The sequence below is a fragment of the Streptomyces sp. NPDC091972 genome (genome assembly GCF_044756385.1).
GTDB lineage: Bacteria > Actinomycetota > Actinomycetes > Streptomycetales > Streptomycetaceae > Streptomyces.
In genome coordinates this window covers 844,774-861,622 of record NZ_JBIVSV010000001.1, presented here as the reverse complement: position 1 = coordinate 861,622, position 16,849 = coordinate 844,774, and the positions used below count along the sequence as shown (strand labels likewise).

The following is a 16,849-nucleotide window of genomic DNA, read 5'->3' as shown; positions in this document are numbered from 1 at the left end:
ACCGACTTAGGCTTGCCTTAGCTTAGGCTTCCCTCGAGTTGATCTGTCACCGCTCGAAGGGAACCTGATCATGCCCCGCCCCCTGCGGGTAGCCATCGTCGGAGCCGGCCCCGCCGGGATCTACGCCGCCGACGCGCTGCTCAAGTCCGATGCGGCCGCCGAACCCGGTGTCTCCATCGACCTCTTCGAGCGGATGCCGGCCCCGTTCGGACTGATCCGTTACGGCGTGGCTCCGGACCACCCCCGGATCAAGGGCATCATCACGGCCCTGCACCAGGTGCTCGACAAGCCGCAGATCCGTCTGTTCGGCAACGTCGACTACCCGACCGACATCAACCTGGACGACCTGCGCGCGTTCTACGACGCCGTGATCTTCTCCACGGGCGCGACCGCCGACCGCGAGCTGCGCATCCCGGGCATCGACCTCGACGGCTCCTACGGTGCCGCTGACTTCGTCTCCTGGTACGACGGCCACCCGGACGTGCCCCGCACCTGGCCGCTGGAGGCCGAGAAGGTGGCCGTGCTCGGCGTCGGCAACGTCGCCCTCGACGTGGCCCGCATCCTCGCCAAGACGGCCGACGAACTCCTGCCGACCGAGATCCCGCCGAACGTCTACGAGGGTCTGAAGGCCAACAAGGCGCTGGAGGTCCACGTCTTCGGCCGCCGCGGCCCGGCGCAGGCGAAGTTCTCCCCGATGGAGCTGCGGGAGCTGGACCACTCCCCCAACATCGAGGTCATCGTCGACCCCGAGGACATCGACTACGACGAGGGCTCGATCGAGACCCGCCGCGGCAACAAGCAGGCCGACATGGTCGCCAAGACCCTGGAGAACTGGGCGATCCGCGACGTCGGCGACCGCCCGCACAAGCTGTTCCTGCACTTCTTGGAGTCGCCCGCGGAGATCCTCGGCGAGGACGGCAAGGTCGTCGGCCTGCGCACCGAGCGCACCGCCCTGGACGGCACCGGCAACGTCAAGGGCACCGGCGAGTTCAAGGACTGGGACGTCACCGCGGTCTACCGCGCGGTCGGCTACCTCTCCGACAAGCTGCCCAAGCTGCCCTGGGACATCGACTCGGGCACGGTCCCCGACCAGGGCGGGCGCGTCATACAGGAGAGCGGCGAGCACCTTCAGTCGACGTACGTCACCGGCTGGATCCGGCGCGGCCCGGTCGGCCTCATCGGCCACACCAAGGGCGACGCCAACGAGACGGTGTCGAACCTGCTGGACGACTTCGCGAACGACCGTCTCCAGACGCCCGGTTCGCCCGAGCCGGAGGCCGTGGACGCGTTCCTCGCCGAGCGGAACGTCCGCTTCACCACCTGGGAGGGCTGGTACAGGCTGGACGCCGCCGAGAAGGCGCTGGGCGAGCCCCAGGGCCGCGAGCGCGTGAAGCTCGTCGAGCGCGAGGACATGCTGCGCGAGAGCGGCGCCTGACCCGATCACGACGCCGGCCGTGCCGAAGCCCCTCAGGGGCGGCGCGGCCGGCGTCGTGCCGTGTCCGGAACCCTCGCCGTCGGCCCGTCGTTCCCCTCGTGTCCGTACGACCGTGCGGGCCGACGCGGGACGAACGGGGTGGGTGTGGCACGCGTACTGGTCATCGGCGGCGGTATCGCCGGTACGGCGGCGGCTCTGGCGCTGCACAGGGCGGGCTTCGAGGCCGTCGTGCACGAGGCCCATCCCGACTCGGCCGAGGACATCGGCGCGTTCCTCACCCTGGCGAGCAACGGCATGCGCGCCCTGGCCCAGTTGGGCGCCTCCGCGGCGGTCACCTCGATCGGCTTCCCGCTGACCTCGCTGCGGGTCCTCGACGACACCGGCGCCGAGCGGGCGCACGGGCCGATGGGCGAGGTCTCCGACCCGCTCCTGCACTACCGGTGCCTGCGCCGCGGCGACCTCAACACCGCGCTCCAGGCGGAGGCCGCGCGCCGCGGTGTCCCCGTCCGGCACGGCGCACGGCTGGTCTCCGTCGAGGACGGCCCCCACGAGGTCACCGCGCACTTCGCCGACGGCACCACCGCGACCGGCGACCTGCTGATCGGCGCCGACGGCCTGAACTCCGCCGTCCGCGGGGCGGTCTCCCCCGGGACGCGGCCGTTCCACGCCGGCCAGTACGTCTTCTACGGCTACACGCGCGCCGGGGCGCCTTCCGGCGCGGACGCGTGCATCACCATGGTCCGCGGCAGCGGTGCCGCGTTCGGCTACGCGGTGTCGCCCGACGGGGAGGCGTACTGGTTCGCCCGGGTGACCGGCGGCCCGCTGTCCGCGGAGGAGATGGCGCAGGGCGCGCCCGCCGACTGGCGCGAGCGGTTGCTGCCGCTGCTGCGCAAGGACAGCACACCGGCCGCGGACCTCGTCGCGGCCACCGGCGACGACCTCATGGTCACCAACGCCACCGAGATCCCCACCGGCACCCGGTGGCGCTCCGGACGGACCCTGCTCATCGGCGACGCCGCCCACGCGGCCTCGCCCGCGACCGGCCAGGGCGCCTCGATGGCGCTGGAGGACGCGGTCGTGCTCGCCAAGTCCCTGCGGGACGCCCCGGACACGGATACCGCGCTCACCCTCTACGAGACGCTGCGGCGCCCGCGCGTGGAGCACAACATCACCGTCAGCGGCAACATCTCCCGGGGTACCCACACCCCCTCGGCCGCCTCCCGCCCCAGTGACGAGGACCTCGTCCGGCTCCTGGACTGGGACGCGGACCTCTGGGTCGAACGTCACCCCCTCTAGCATGTGACCTGGTGCGCCGGCGCCTGGAGAACGGGTCGTGCGGCTGGTCGGAGACCAGGCCGGCCTCAGCGACGGCCGGTGTCGTGACCTCGCCGAGGGGCTTCGGCAGGTCGTGATCCAGGGGGCGGAGCACGGCGAGGAGCGCCGCCGTGAGCTGCTGGGCGGCTCCGATCCCGCCCCGCGCCGCAGCGGGCGGCGGGCCAAGGCCTGAGCCCGGCCTTCAGGAGAACAACGCCCGGACGTCCGGCTTCCTGCCGTCGAAGATGCCGTCCTCCTCGCCGAGGGCGGCGAGCTTCTCCAACGAGGCCAGGTCCACCCGGGCCGGCCAGCTCGGCAGGATGAGCTCGCTCAGCACATCGCCGCTGATCTTGGTGTAGGCCGTGAGGATCTGCCGGGCCTCCTCGGGGTGACCGGTCGCGTACTCGAGTGACTCGGTCATGGCTTCGGTGAACCTCTTCACCAGGTCGGGATCCTGCCCCGCGATCTTCGTCGAGGTGAACCAGGTCGCGACGGTGAGCTTCGGGTCGGTCTCGGCGAAGGGCGAGGCGACGACCCGGGCGCCCTGCGCCTTGGCGACCGTCTGCGCCGGTTCCCCCATCCACGCGGCGTCCACGCGGCCCCCGTCCAGCGCGGCCGGCATCTGGTCGAAGGGAATCTCGACGAACTTCACCTTCCCCGGGTCACCGCCGGCCTCGCGCACCGACTCACGCACCGTGGTGTCCCCGATGTTCTGGAGGGTGTTCACGGCGACCGAGCGTCCGGCCAGGTCCTTCGCGGACTTCACCGGACTGTCCTTCCTCACCAGGACGCCGGTCACGTCGGCGCCCACCTTGCCGTTGGTCGCCGCCCCGTTGACCACGGACTTCACGGGAACGCCCTTGGTCTGCGCGAGCATCAGGGACGTGGTGTTGCTGAAGCCGAACTGGAACTGACCGCTCACCACTCCCGGGATGATCGCCGCGCCGCCCTGCGCGGTGACAGTCCGCAGCTCGATCCCCCGGGCGGCGAAGAACCCCTTCTTCTGGCCGAGATAGAGCGGTGCCACGTCGACGATGGGGATGACCCCCACCGTGACCCGGGTCTTCCTCCCCCCGCTCGCGGATGTCGTGCCGTCGCTCCCGGAGTCCGACGAGCCGCATCCCGCGGCGCCCGCGAGGGTCACCACCGCAACGGCAAGTCCGAGCAAGCGCCTTCGCATGGGGCCCTCCTGACGAGGCGTCGGAACGCCTCACGACCCGTTCGCTGATGTTGTGCACATCATTGACGCCCGTAATGTACACGCCTACCTTCGCCGATGTCAGTCCCCCGACCGCAGGACAACCGGACTGCGTCCAAGGAGCCCACGTCTCGTGATGCACCGCATCCGCACCCGTACGCTCGTCACCGTCGCGGCCCTGCTGCTCGCCGCCCCCCTCACCCCGGCCGCCCATGCCGCCGAGGACACCCGCGTCGAGGGCCGGCTGCCGTCCGGCGCGACCTACCTCATGGACGTACCGGCCGACTGGAACGGCACGGTCCTCCTCTACAGCCACGGCTACACACCGGCCGGCGTCCCCAACCCGGCCCGCAACGCACCCGACGACACGACGAAATCCCTTCTCCTGAAAAAGGGTTACGCCCTCATCGGGTCCTCGTACGCCACCACCGGCTGGGCCGTGACCGACGCCGTCCCCGACCAGCTCGCCACCCTGGACACCTTCACCGCCCGCTTCGGACGCGCCGGCCGGACCATCGCCTGGGGCACCTCCTACGGCGGTCTCGTCACGACCGCCCTCGCGGAACGCCACGCGTCCCGCCTCGCCGGCTCACTGTCGATGTGCGGACTGGTCCAGGGCGGTGTCGCCAACTGGAACAGCACGCTGGACCCGGTGTTCGCGCTGCGGACACTCCTCGCGCCCGGTTCGGGCATCCCGTTGACCGGCCTGCCGAGCACGACCGCCGCGACCCGGGCGTCCGACGCCATGACGGCCGTCCTCACCGAAGCCCAGCGGACCGCCGACGGACGCGCCCGCATCGCGCTCGCCGCCGCCCTGCACAACATCCCCGGCTGGAACGACCCCGCACAGCCACGGCCCGCGCCTACCGACCGGGACGCGCAGCAGTCGAACCAGTACCAGGCCCTTGTCGGACTGGTGAAGTTCCCCGCGTTCGTCTGGCGCCAGGAGGCCGAGTCCCGGGCGGGCGGCAACCCGTCGTGGAACACCGGGGTCGACTACCGCGCGATGCTCCGCGACTCCCCCTACCTGAAGGAGGTCGAGGAGCTGTACACGAAGGCCGGCCTCTCCCTGAAGTCCGACCTCGACACCCTTGACCGGGCCCCGCGCATCCGCGCCGACCGGAACGCCGTCGACTGGATGAGCCGTACCAGCGCCTTCACCGGGCGCCTCGCCAAGCCGCAACTGAACATCCACACCACCGGCGACGCACTGATCCCGGTGCAGTCCGAGAGCGCCTACCGCCGGACCGCCACGGCCGGGGGCTCGGCTCCCCTGCTGCGCCGGCGCTACGTGGGCAACGCGGGCCACTGCACCTTCAGCCCCGGCGAGCAGATCGCCGCCCTGCACGCGCTGGAGGACCGGATCAGCAGCGGCCATTGGCGCGGCAGCGATCCGGCCGCGCTCAACTCCCGTGGCCGGCAAGCCGATCCGGCCTCACCGGCCCGTTATGTCCCCTACCTTCCGGCCGCCTACCCCCGCCCCTACGACCGGGCGCACCCAGCCGACGGGCAGCGGAAGTAGCGCCCGGCCGTCAGGGCTCCGAGGTCTCGGACTCGAGCTTGGCGCGCGTCGCCGGGCCGTAGACGCCGGACTCGTCCGTCAGGATGAAGCGGGTGACCTGGTAGGTGCGCACCGCGCTCTGGACCTGCCGGTCGAAGTCGCCGTCGGCCTCTCCGTCATAGGCGCCGACCTGCCGGAGCCGGAGCTGGAGTTCGACGACCTCGGGCCCCTGGTCGCCGAGGCCGAGCACGGGGGGCTGTCCGTTCGACACGGTCGGGCCGGGGGCCGCCGTGGCGGTGGCGGCGGCGCTCGACGGGGCCCCGGTCGGGGTGGCGGTGACCGTCGGGGAGGCGCTGCCACTGGACTCCGCGCTCGGCGAGGACGAGGGCGGCGCGGACGACTGCGACGAACTCGCCGTCACGGAAGGGGCCGTGGCGGACGGGCTGCTCGACGACGCGGGCGCCTCCGGCACGCCCGCGCGCACTCCGCCGGCCACGGAACCGTCCCGGGTCGGACCGTCGTAGGTGAAGAGCCCGCCGACGAATCCACCGGTGACGAGAACGGCGACGGCCGCCCCCGCCCCGGCGACGACCAGGTTCCGCCGCCCGCGCCCGTGGGGGCCGCTGTCGGCCGGGAACTCCGGGTGCGACTCCTCGCCGGACGCCCCGCCCGGGTCCGCCGGGGCCATGGTGACATCGGCCAAGTGCCCGGTGAGCAAGGGAGGTCGAGGACCCGACGGTTCCTCGCCGACCTCCACGAAGGGCCGTATGCGCACCGGGTCGAAGTCCTCCGCCGCGGCCGCCTCGGCCGTACGGGACTCGCGGTGGGCCTCGGAGGCGCGGTGCGCACAGGAGCAGGAGGGAGTGCCGTCCGCCGCCCTGGGCGCCCCGCACTCCGGGCAGACGAGGACTGGTGGTTCACTCACGTGCGTTCCCTCTCCCTACGATCTTCATATCGTAGACAGATATGCCGCGCGGAAATTCCACAACCCGTATCACTCCGGAACCGCGGCGTCCTCAGGGCCGAAATTCAGCCACCGCGCATGAAGGCCACATGAACGGCGGCGGACGCGTGGCCCCAACACCCGTTCCGAGACAGGGGACTTGACCGCCCCGGAGTGCGCAGGGCGGCGACAACATGGGGTAACCAGCGGTAACTTCTGTCCCGCCCCGCTCCCTTGCCCGCGCCACTCCTCCAGGAGAGACACTCCCCATGCGCAGACTCCTCGCCGCCCTGGCGGCGGCCGCCGCCGTCCTCGGCGGACTCACCGCGGCCGCCCCCTCCGCCACGGCCGCCGACTCGGGCACCTTCAGCGTGCTCAGCTACAACGTGGCCGGCCTGCCCGAGGCCATCTCCAGCGCACCGACGCCCCGCGAGCCGAGCACCACGGAGATCGGCCGGCGGATCGCGCCGTACGACATCGTCCACGTGCAGGAGGACTTCAACTACCACGCCCGCCTCTACGCGGCCGACACGAACCACGCCCACCGCACCCCGACCAGCGGCGGTGCCGGCATCGGCAGCGGCCTGAACACGTTGTCCAAGATCCCCTACGACACCGACGACTTCGAGCGGGTGCGCTGGAACTCCTGCCAGGTGGACTCGGGTGACTGCCTCACCCCCAAGGGCTTCACCTTCATGCGCGAGCGCCTCGCCGAGGGCGTCTACGTCGACTTCTACAACCTGCACACCAACGCGGGCACCAGCGACGGAGACCTCGCCTCGCGCGCGGACAACCTCAACCAGCTCACCGCGTTCATCAGGACCCACTCCGCAGGCAACGCCGTCGTGGTCATGGGCGACACCAACACCCGCTACACCCGCACCGGCGACACCATCGCCGAGTTCGCCGCAGCCAACGGACTCACCGACCCCTGGGTCCAGCTCGTCCGCGGCGGCACCCCGCCCGCCAAGGGCAGCGACGCCCTGGTCTGCGACCAGAGCGGCACCACCGTCCCCAACACCTGCGAGGTCGTCGACAAGGTCCTCTACCGCGGCAGCAAGCTCGTCTCCCTCGACGCCACCTCGTACGACAACGAGCACGCCGAGTTCCTCACCGGCGACGACCTGATGCTCTCCGACCACGACCCGATCGCCGTCGGCTTCACCTGGTCGCGCAACCCCGCCTACCAGCTCAGCGAGCAGTTCGGCGGCCCGCACGGCGACTACTACAACGACATCACCGCCGTCCCCGCCGGCGCCCGGGCCACCGCCGTCGAGCTGCGCAGCGGCTCCCGGGTCGACCGGATGAGCCTCACGCTGGCGAACGGCACCACCCTCGCCCACGGCGGGACCGGCGGCACCGCGTCCTCCCTGACTCTGGGCAGCGGCGAGTACGTGACCGCGGCCCAGCTCTGCCAGGGCGAGCACAACGGCCACACGCGGATCTTCTACGCGAAGTTCACCACCAGCCTCGGCCGCACACTGGCCGGCGGCACCGCCACCTCCGACTGCGTGACCCGTACCGCCCCCGCCGGGTGGCAGATCGCCGGATTCCACGGGCGTTCCGGTGACGCGGTCGACAAGGTCGGCTTCGTCTACACGCGGCACTGACCCCTCCGTCCGGGGCGCTTCCGAGCGCCCCGGAGCCACAGGAAACACAAAAGGGCGGCACGGCGATTGACGCGCCCATGACCAGGCTCTAGGTTCTGATCGATTTACCGAACCTCGTTCGAAATACCGGCCAGTTGGTGCCCCCGCACGCCACCCTGGAGACCACGATGAGCGCAAACCCCCACCTGTCCCGCCGCGGCCTCCTGGGCATGACGGCCGCCGTGCCGCTCGCCCTGACCCTCGGCTCCGGCACCGCGCACGCCGCCGACTCGGCGTACGCCATGGTCTACTTCACCGAGTCGACCAACCTCGGCGACGGCACCGACTACGGCCTCCACCTGGCCGTGAGCCCCGACGGGCTCAACTGGACACCCCTCAACCAGAACAACCCCCTGGTGACCCCCACCGCCGGCGCCCTCGGACTGCGCGACCCGTTCCTGATGCGCAAGCAGGACGGCACCTTCGTCGTCCTGGCCACCGACCTCAAGGGCACCGACTGGAGCTACAACAGCCAGTACATCCACGTCTGGGACTCCACCGACCTGCGCACCTTCACCGGCTACCGGCGCCTGAAGCTGCACGACATGACCACCCACAGCTGGGCACCCGAGGCGTTCTGGGACGCCGGCCAGGGCAAGTACGCGGTCATCTACTCCTCGGTCAACTCCAGCGGCCACAACGTGATCATGGTCAACTACACCGACGACTTCGTCACCACCTCGGCGCCGCAGGTCTTCTTCGACCCCGGCTACGACGTCATCGACGGCGACATGGCCGTGGGCGTGAACGGCTACAACTACCTGTTCTTCAAGAAGAACCAGACGCTGGTGAGCGCCAGGTCCACGACCCTGAACCCGGGCAGCTTCACCGAGTACAGCGCGGGCGTGGCCCACGGCGGCACCGAGGCCCCCACCGTCGTCAAGTCCCTCACTTCCGGCACCTGGTGGCTGTGGGGCGACACCTACACCCCCAACGGCGTCTTCTACGTGTGGCAGGCCGGCAGCCCGGCCACCGGCACCTGGACCGCCCTGGACCAGAAGACCTACACCCAGCCGGTCAACTCCAAGCACTGCGGCATCGCCACGATCACCAGGACCGAGTACGACAACCTGCTCGCCAGGTGGGGCGCGCCGACCTGGAACCGGCTCAAGTCCTACAACTACCCGGCCCGTTACGTGCGGCACTCCAACTACCTGGGCCGCATCGACGAGTACCCGGTCGAGCCCTACAAGGACTCGCTGTGGGCCCTCGTCCCGGGTCTCGCCGACGGCTCCGGCGTGTCCTTCCGGTCCGTCAACTACCCCGACCGCTATCTGCGGCACTACGACTACGCGCTCCGCCTCGACGCGAACGACGGCACGTCGGCCTTCGCCGGTGACGCGACCTTCTACCGCACGGCGGGCCTCGCGGACGCGAGCTGGGCCTCCTTCCGCTCCTACAACAACCCGACCCGCTACATCCGCCACTTCAACTACGCACTGCGCATCGACCCGGTCTCCACCGCCGCCGAGAAGCAAGACGCCACATTCCGGGTCGGTTACTGATTCAACCGAAAAGCCCCCCTCCGCGCCTCACGTTGTATACGCTCCAGGTCTTCTTCACGAGACCTTCACAGGGGGGCTTTTCCATGCGCAGAGGACACATAGCCGCCGTCGCGGCCGCGGGCGCGCTGACCGTGCTGACCGCGGTCCCGGCCCACGCCACCGAGTACTCGTCGGCGCTGAAGGTCAAGGGCGTCCAGTACGACGCCCCGGGCCGGGACTCCAACAGCTGTTCCACCGGCAACACCGACGACGAGTACCTGACGATCAAGAACTACTCGCGGACCGCGACCGTGAACCTCAAGGGGTACGTCGTCAGGGACTCCACCAGCACCAACAAGTTCACGTTCACGAAGAACCACACGCTCCAGCCCGGCGACTACGTCAAGCTGCGCGGCGGCCGCGGCACCGACTCCGACGCGAACAACGTCGTCTACCGCAACAACTGCAACTTCCTCTGGAACAACGACAAGGACACGATCCGCCTCTACAAGCCCTCGGGCGCGCACGCCGACACCCACGCGTACACCAAGAGCGCCGACGACCGGGACGGCAACGGGTACATCACGTACCACGGCTGAGCAGGCCGCGTCCGCTCACGACGGCCGGCGCGGCGGTCAGTGCGACCAGGGCCGCCGCCTGGCTGAGGACGCCGACGCCAGCGCCCCGGGCAGCAGGTCCAGCCACGGGCGGACGGCGGTGATCCGGACCGCCAGGAGGAGCAGCCCCAGTGCCGCGAGGGCGGCCGCCTCTCCCGCGGGGACGCGGCTCTCGCCCCGTACGCGGTACAGCAGCCAGGCGGGGGCCGTCACCAGGTAGCACGTGACGAGCGCCCAGACGGTGTCGGCCCCGGGCAGCGCCACGACGGAGCCGCCCAGCAACGCGCAGCAGGCGGCGAAGACCAGGCCGGGCGCGCCCGCGGGCAGAGCCGCCGGGGGCGCGTCACGGTGGTGGGCCGCGCACAGCGCGAGCGCCGACGCCCAGGCCGGCACGGCGGCCGCGACGACGTACGCGGTGTCCGAGGGAACGAAGTCGCGGACCCAGAGAAGATCGGCCAGCGGCCAGAGCGTGGGCAGGGCCGCGACCAGCGCCGACACCTGGGCGGGGCCGCGGTGGTCGCGCAGGGGGGCGCGGCAGGCGACCGTCCGGAACAGCGGCAGGAACCACTGGGTGACCGCGCCGACGCCGGCCCAGACCCGTGGCCGACGAAGCCGTCCGTGAAGATGTCCCACTGGCTGCCACCCCGGGACGACGCCCAGGTCAGCCCCAGGACGCGGTCGACCACGGCGGACGCCGCCTGGAGCAGGACGGGCGGAGCCGAGCACGGCGTACCGGCGGGGCGCCCCGCTAGCGCGACGACACTCCCCACCTCTGCGACGGTGGGCCGGCTCTGCTCCTGGGTCTCCTGGTCGACGTCCCACAGGTACGTCTCGACCATCTCCTCCTCGCGCTCGCGCCGGTAGCAGGCGGGCAACAGACGCAGGACGGCGCGGTGACCGCGAACAGGGCCCGCCCCAATGCGGATGGTGGGCGGGCCCTGTTCGAGAGGTCATTTTGGCGTGCCGGCCATGAACAGGGCACGAGTGAACGGCGGTTGCTCGGTGCACGGCGTGTGCGCCCCGTGTGCGCGGGACGGATCGTGTTGAGTGACCCGGGCGGACGGGCACCGCATGCCGGGTGTGTCCGTCTGCCGGACCCGCCTGGTCCGCAGGGGCCGGCGGCGACGATACTTGGCCCCGGCACACACCACCCCCTTCCACAGATGGACCCATGTCAAGCACTCCCACCGCAGACCCCGCACCCTCCACCGTCTGGCTGGCCCGCGGCCGTCATCTCGGATCCGACGCGGCCGACGTCCTGCGCCGGAACCTGGAGCGACTGAAGGAGAGCGCGACCCTCGACGACTTCCAGGAGCCGTCCGAGACCGGGGACGCCCCGGAGCGGATCTTCGAGGCCCGCTGGCGCGTGGCCGGTGAGGTGACCGTCCGGGCCCGGCTCTCGCTCGCCCCCGTGTCGAGCGGCGGACAGGAGTGGGTGCTGGCGGCCGAGGCGGAGGCGCCGTGGGATCTGCGATGGCCCTCCCCGGCGACCATGTTCTGGCCCGACGGCGAGGACGTCTTCTGGGACCGCGACGCCGCCACCGGGCTGCGGCTGCGGGACCTGAGCGTGCTGCCCGAGGAGGACAAGGAGGTGCGGCGGGTGCTCCGGCAGGCCGTGCGCCGCAGCTGGGCCGTGCACGTCGTCGTCCACGAGGCCATGACCACCGACCAGCGCGGCCGCCGCCCGCTGGCGGACATGCTGCCGCCGAGCCTGCGCCACCGGGTAGTCGAGCACCGGGCGCAGCCTCACCAGCTGCGGGTCCTGAACTGGGCGGTGAAGGAGTTCGGCGTGGAGGTGCCGCGCGGCGGAGCCGTGGTGCTGCCCGGGACGCCGGTGCCACCCGGGTACGACGGCCAGGACTTCTCCGTGCGCAGTGTGTTCCTCGACGGCTCGGAACCCGCCGAACTGATCGCGGCCGTCACGCGCTACGCCGCGATGCCCAAGCCGCTGCCGGACGGCGGCGAGGCGGCCCTGACCGCGCTGCGGGAGCAGTGGCAGCTCCTCACGCTCCAGGAGGAGCTGGAACGCGAGCGCGCGCTCGTGGCGATGTACGCCGAGGCGCTGGAGGCGATGACGAAGTCCCGGGACCTGTACCGGGAGGCCGCCGAGCGGGCCAACGAGGCACTGGCGATCTACCGCGAGAACGCCCCGGTTCCCGAGCCCCGGGCCGATCCGGAGGCCACCTCGCCGTTGCAGCAGCTGTCCAGGACCTTCGGGCGCTGGAAGGGCACCCTGCGGCCCCCGGCCCGCGACGGGGAACAGGACCGGCAGATCAGCTGAAGAGCGGGAAGCGGTCCGCGTCCGCACCCAGGGCGAGGCGTTCGGCGTCCGTGAGCGGAGTGCGCCCGGTGGCGGCGCGGGCGTAGTGCTCGTCGCTCCAGTCGAGCGGGACGGGCCGGCCGAGGAGACCGTCCAGGGTGGCGCGCACCGCGGCCAGGCCCGCCGGGGACGGCCCGGCGGCCTCCGGCAGGTCGGTGACGAGGTCGAGGTGGTGGACGGTCGCCTCGACGACGAGGGTGTGCACGAGGTCCTCGGCCGTCAGCACGTGTCCCTGCGTGGAGACCCGCAGGTCCGGCCGGACGCCCGCGGCGGCGTGCACGGTGGCCGCGGTGGTCCCCAGGTAGAGCTCGCGCAACTGGCCGAAGTCGAGGAACATGCCGGCGCACACCCGGCTCCAGCGCCGGCCGTGCGCCGCGCCGACCGGGTCCGGCGCCCAGTCCCGCCAGTAGGTCACCGCGTCCCGGTCGGCTGCTCCGGCCACGGGCGTGTGCAGGGCGACCAGGGCCCGCTGGGCGTCGCCGACACAGTGGAAGACCAGGTCGCGCACCGCCCAGCCGGTGCACCCGGTGGGCCGCCAGGACTCCTCGTCCCCGAGCGGGCGTACGACGGCCGCGAAGGCCCCGTAGGCGGCGCGCAGCACGTCGGCGTTCATGGGGCCAGCCTAGGCAGGGCGCTCTCCCGGCGTGACGGGAGGTGTCGGAGGGCCCGCTGTGGATACGCGGTGGGGACAGCACCTCGGTCCGTCCGGAAGGTCACCGTCATCATGAGCGGCGAGAACAACGACAGCGCCACCTGCTCGGAGACGAAGCTCACGGTCAACGGAGAACCCCGCACTCTCCTCGTCGACCACCGGCGCGTCCTGCTCGACGTCCTGCGCGAGGACCTCGACCTGTGGGGGGCCAGGAAGGGCTGCGACCACGGCCAGTGCGGGGCCTGCACGGTCCTGGTGGACGGGCGCCGGGTCAACAGCTGCCTGCTGCTCGCGGTCGCCCTGGACGGCAGCGAGGTCCGCACCGTCGAGGGTCTCGCCGGTGAAGGGGACGCACTGCACCCCCTCCAGCGGGCCTTCCTTGACCGCGACGCCTTCCAGTGCGGCTACTGCACCCCGGGCCAGCTCTGTTCGGCCCTCGGCATGCTCGACGAGGCCGCGGCCGGCCATCCCTCGCGCGTCACCGGCGACACCCCCGCAGGGCACTCCGTCCCGCTGGACCGGGACGAGATCCGCGAACGGCTCAGCGGCAATCTGTGCCGGTGCGGCGCCTATCCACGCATCGTCGACGCGGTCGAGGACGTGATCCGGTGAAGACCTTCGACTACGTACGCGCGACCAGCGCCGAGGAGGCGGCGGAGCTCTTCGCCGCCCGGCCCGGCGCCCGCTACCTCGGGGGCGGCACCAACCTCGTCGACCTGATGAAGCTCGGCGTCGAACAGCCGGACGTGCTCGTCGACGTCAGCCGGCTGCCCCTCGACGACATCCACGAGCTCCCGGACGGCTCGCTGCGCGTCGGCGCCACGGTCCGCAACAGCGACCTGGCCGCCCATCCCGCCGTCCGCACCCGCTACCCGGCCCTGTCCCAGGCGCTGCTCGCGGGCGCCTCGGGGCAGCTCCGCAACGCGGCCACCACGGGCGGCAACCTGCTCCAGCGCACCCGCTGCCCCTACTTCCAGGACGTCTCCAAACCGTGCAACAAGCGGGAACCGGGCAGTGGTTGCGGCGCCCGCGAGGGCGTGCACCGGGACCACGCGGTGCTCGGGCACTCCCCGCACTGCATCGCCACCCACCCCTCCGACATGGCCGTCGCGCTCGCCGCGCTGGACGCCCGCGTCGAGCTGTACGGCACCGGGGGCGCCCGGAGTGTCCCCGTCGCCGACTTCCACCGGCTGCCGGGGGCCCAGCCGGAGCGGGACACCGAGATCCTGCCCGGCGAACTCGTCACCGGGGTGCTGCTGCCGACGGCCTCGGCCGGGCTGCCGTCCGCCTACCGCAAGGCCCGGGACCGGGCGTCGTACGCCTTCGCCCTCGCCTCGGTGGCCGCCGTGGTGCGGGTGACGGACGGGGTGGTGGACCACGCCGGGATCGCCTTCGGGGCGCTGGCGCACCGGCCGTGGCGGGCGCTGCGGGCCGAGCGGGCGCTGCTGGGCGCGGCACCCACGGCGGACGCGTTCGAGCACGCCGTCGAAGTGGAGCTGTCCGCCGCCGAGCCGCTGCGGGACAACGCCTACAAGGTGCCGCTGGCTCGCTCGCTCGCCGTGGACGTCCTGACCCGGCTCACCGCGGCCGCCAGGGCCTGAGGAGGACGCATGGACGCCACCGCGCACGGCACCGCCACCGCTCTGGGCGCTCCCGTCGAGCGCCGTGAGGGCCGCGAGAAGGTCACCGGCACCGCCCGTTACGCGGCGGAACAGCCCCGTCCCGGCCGCACGCACGCCTGGCCCGTGCCCGCCGCGATCGCCCGGGGCCGGGTCACCGGCATCGACACCGGGGCCGCTCTGGACGTGCCCGGAGTCCTCGCCGTGCTCACCCACGAGAACACACCGAGGCTGTCCGAGCCGGAGGACCCCACCCTCGCCGTCCTGCGCGACTCCCGTGTGCCGCACCGCGGTTGGTTCGTGGCCCTGGTGGTGGCCGAGACCCTGGAGGCCGCCCGCGCGGGTGCCGCCGCCGTGCGGGTCGACTACGTCGTGGAGGACCACGACGTCATCCTGACCGCCACGCACCCGGACGCGTACGCCCCCGAGGAGGCCAACGGCGGCTTCCCGGGGACCCGTGAACACGGCGACCCCGAGGGCGCGTTCGCGTCCGCCCCGGTCCGTGTCGACGCCGGCTACCGGGTGCCCCCGCTGCACAACCACCCGATGGAACCGCACGCGACGACGGCCGAGTGGCACGACGGCCGGCTCACGGTGCACACCTCCACTCAGGGCTCCACGGTCGTACGCGCCGTCCTGGCGGGCCTGTTCGGCCTCCCGGAGGACCACGTGACCGTGCACGCCGAGCACGTGGGCGGCGGTTTCGGCTCCAAGGGCACACCCCGGCCGGACGTGGTGCTCGCCGCGATGGCCGCCCGGCACACCGGACGGCCGGTCACCCTTGCCCTTCCCCGCCGTCTTCTGCCCTCCGTCGTGGGACACCGCGCCCCCACCCTGCACCGGCTGCGCCTAGGGGCCCGCCCCGACGGACGGCTCACCTCCCTCCTCCACGAGGTCACCACCCACACCTCGCGCATCAAGGAGTTCGTCGAGCAGGCCGCGGTGCCCGCACGGGTGATGTACGCGGCCCCCGACTCCCGCACGGCCCACCGTGTGGCGCCCCTCGACGTGCCCAGCCCGTCCTGGATGCGGGCGCCCGGCGAGGCGCCCGGCATGTACGCCCTGGAGTCGGCCATGGACGAGCTGGCCGTCGAACTCGGCATGGACCCGGTGGAGTTGCGGATCGTCAACGAGCCGGACACCGAGCCCGACAGCGGCAAGCCCTTCAGCAGCCGGCACCTGGTCGAGTGCCTGCGCGAGGGCGCCCGGCGCTTCCACTGGTCCGAGCGGGACCCACGGCCGCGCTCCCGGGCCGAGGGCCCGCTGCTGGTGGGCTCGGGAGTGGCCGCCGCCCTCTATCCCGTCATGGCGCAACCGTCCACGGCGGCGGCGCGGGCACTGCCCGACGGGACGTTCGTCGTACGGATCAACGCCACCGACATCGGCACGGGCGCCCGGACGGTGCTCGCGCAGATCGCCGCCGACGCGCTCGCGGTACCCGTGGCCCGGGTGCGGACCGAGGTGGGCCGCAGCGACCTGCCCGCCGCGTCACTCGCCGGCGGCTCGTCGGGCACCGCGTCCTGGGGCTGGGCGGTGCACGAGGCGTGCACCCGGCTCACGGAACGCCTGGCCGGCGGGCCGTTGCCCGCGGACGGGATCGAGGTCCGTGCCGACACCGCCGGCCGCGCGGACGCCGACAGCCCCTACGCCCGTCATGCCTTCGGCGCCCACTTCGCGGAGGTCGCCGTCGACACGGTCACCGGTGAGACCCGGGTGCGCCGGCTGCTGGGGGTGTACGCCGCCGGGCGCATCCTCAACGCCCGCACCGCGCGCTCCCAGTTCGTCGGCGGCATGACCATGGGGCTCGGCATGGCGCTGACCGAGGGCAGCACGGTGGACGCCGCCTTCGGTGACTTCACCGAGTCCGACCTGGCCGCGTACCACGTGCCCACGCATGCCGACGTGCCCGACATCGAGGCGCACTGGATCGACGAGGACGACGCCCACCTCAACCCCATGGGCAGCAAGGGCATCGGCGAGATCGGCATCGTGGGAACGGCGGCCGCGATCGGCAACGCCGTCTTCCACGCCACCGGCGTACGCCTGCGGGAGCTGCCCCTCACCCCGGACCGCGTCCTCGGCGGCCTCCGGGAGAGGGGCGGCTCCTAGCCTCCGCA

The 16,849-nt window shown here is 72.3% G+C and carries 15 protein-coding genes; 11 read left to right on the top strand and 4 right to left on the bottom strand.

The window, feature by feature from the left end; genetic code table 11:
* Window positions 1–70: 70 nt before the first annotated feature.
* From ACIQJT_RS04060 to ACIQJT_RS04050, 3 genes are all read left to right on the top strand, one after another.
* Entirely contained in the window at window positions 71–1,435 is a 1,365-nt protein-coding gene (locus ACIQJT_RS04060) for an FAD-dependent oxidoreductase (RefSeq protein ID WP_402639625.1), read from the top strand.
* Window positions 1,436–1,579: 144 nt separating this feature from the next.
* Complete coding sequence (locus ACIQJT_RS04055; RefSeq protein WP_402639623.1) at window positions 1,580–2,731, top strand: FAD-dependent oxidoreductase; 1,152 nt, start codon at window positions 1,580–1,582, stop codon at window positions 2,729–2,731.
* A 37-nt stretch (window positions 2,732–2,768) separates the two neighbouring features.
* A complete protein-coding gene (locus ACIQJT_RS04050; protein ID WP_402639621.1) occupies window positions 2,769–2,942 on the top strand; it encodes a hypothetical protein in 174 nt (57 codons plus the stop codon).
* Window positions 2,943–2,951: 9 nt separating this feature from the next.
* Here ACIQJT_RS04050 and ACIQJT_RS04045 read toward each other — a convergent pair whose 3' ends face one another.
* Window positions 2,952–3,929: an ABC transporter substrate-binding protein gene (locus ACIQJT_RS04045; protein WP_402639619.1), complete on the bottom strand. Its 978-nt coding sequence runs from the start codon at window positions 3,927–3,929 to the stop codon at window positions 2,952–2,954.
* 154 nt (window positions 3,930–4,083) lie between these two features.
* Here ACIQJT_RS04045 and ACIQJT_RS04040 point away from each other — a divergent pair, with 154 nt between their 5' ends.
* On the top strand, window positions 4,084–5,469 hold the full coding sequence (locus ACIQJT_RS04040; protein ID WP_402640092.1) for an alpha/beta hydrolase family protein: 1,386 nt from the start codon (window positions 4,084–4,086) through the stop codon (window positions 5,467–5,469).
* Between the two features lie 10 nt (window positions 5,470–5,479).
* Here the strand turns inward: ACIQJT_RS04040 and ACIQJT_RS04035 are convergent, their stop codons facing one another.
* Window positions 5,480–6,373: a peptidoglycan-binding protein gene (locus ACIQJT_RS04035; RefSeq protein WP_402639617.1), complete on the bottom strand. Its 894-nt coding sequence runs from the start codon at window positions 6,371–6,373 to the stop codon at window positions 5,480–5,482.
* A gap of 287 nt (window positions 6,374–6,660) precedes the next feature.
* Here ACIQJT_RS04035 and ACIQJT_RS04030 point away from each other — a divergent pair, with 287 nt between their 5' ends.
* From ACIQJT_RS04030 to ACIQJT_RS04020, 3 genes are all read left to right on the top strand, one after another.
* Window positions 6,661–8,001 carry a jacalin-like lectin gene (locus tag ACIQJT_RS04030; RefSeq protein ID WP_402639615.1) on the top strand — a complete coding sequence of 447 codons (1,341 nt, stop codon included), beginning with the start codon at window positions 6,661–6,663 and terminating at the stop codon, window positions 7,999–8,001.
* Window positions 8,002–8,168: 167 nt separating this feature from the next.
* Complete coding sequence (locus ACIQJT_RS04025) at window positions 8,169–9,545, top strand: glycoside hydrolase family 43 protein (RefSeq protein ID WP_402639613.1); 1,377 nt, start codon at window positions 8,169–8,171, stop codon at window positions 9,543–9,545.
* Window positions 9,546–9,628: 83 nt separating this feature from the next.
* Window positions 9,629–10,123 (top strand): lamin tail domain-containing protein, encoded by a 495-nt coding sequence (locus ACIQJT_RS04020; RefSeq protein ID WP_365458894.1) that lies wholly within the window; start codon window positions 9,629–9,631, stop codon window positions 10,121–10,123.
* 36 nt (window positions 10,124–10,159) lie between these two features.
* On the opposite strand, the gene ACIQJT_RS04015 is transcribed toward ACIQJT_RS04020, so the two are convergent.
* The gene (locus ACIQJT_RS04015) at window positions 10,160–10,774 is read right to left on the bottom strand and encodes a hypothetical protein (protein ID WP_402639611.1); all 615 of its coding nucleotides are present in this window, start codon (window positions 10,772–10,774) and stop codon (window positions 10,160–10,162) included.
* 538 nt (window positions 10,775–11,312) lie between these two features.
* Here ACIQJT_RS04015 and ACIQJT_RS04010 point away from each other — a divergent pair.
* Entirely contained in the window at window positions 11,313–12,422 is a 1,110-nt protein-coding gene (locus ACIQJT_RS04010; protein ID WP_365458900.1) for a hypothetical protein, read from the top strand.
* Here ACIQJT_RS04010 and ACIQJT_RS04005 read toward each other — a convergent pair.
* Window positions 12,415–13,074, bottom strand: coding sequence for a maleylpyruvate isomerase N-terminal domain-containing protein (locus ACIQJT_RS04005; RefSeq protein WP_402639608.1), 660 nt, complete (start codon window positions 13,072–13,074; stop codon window positions 12,415–12,417). The two genes, ACIQJT_RS04010 and ACIQJT_RS04005, sit on opposite strands and share 8 nt — an antisense overlap.
* Window positions 13,075–13,185: 111 nt before the next feature.
* Here ACIQJT_RS04005 and ACIQJT_RS04000 point away from each other — a divergent pair, with 111 nt between their 5' ends.
* The 3 genes from ACIQJT_RS04000 to ACIQJT_RS03990 are packed head-to-tail and all read left to right on the top strand — an operon-like array spanning window position 13,186 to window position 16,841.
* The gene (locus ACIQJT_RS04000) at window positions 13,186–13,725 is read left to right on the top strand and encodes a 2Fe-2S iron-sulfur cluster-binding protein (protein ID WP_365458906.1); all 540 of its coding nucleotides are present in this window, start codon (window positions 13,186–13,188) and stop codon (window positions 13,723–13,725) included.
* Window positions 13,722–14,714, top strand: coding sequence for an FAD binding domain-containing protein (locus ACIQJT_RS03995; RefSeq protein ID WP_402639606.1), 993 nt, complete (start codon window positions 13,722–13,724; stop codon window positions 14,712–14,714). The genes ACIQJT_RS04000 and ACIQJT_RS03995 overlap by 4 nt, the downstream gene beginning before the upstream one ends.
* Window positions 14,715–14,723: 9 nt before the next feature.
* Window positions 14,724–16,841: a xanthine dehydrogenase family protein molybdopterin-binding subunit gene (locus ACIQJT_RS03990; protein ID WP_402639605.1), complete on the top strand. Its 2,118-nt coding sequence runs from the start codon at window positions 14,724–14,726 to the stop codon at window positions 16,839–16,841.
* Window positions 16,842–16,849 lie beyond the last annotated feature (8 nt).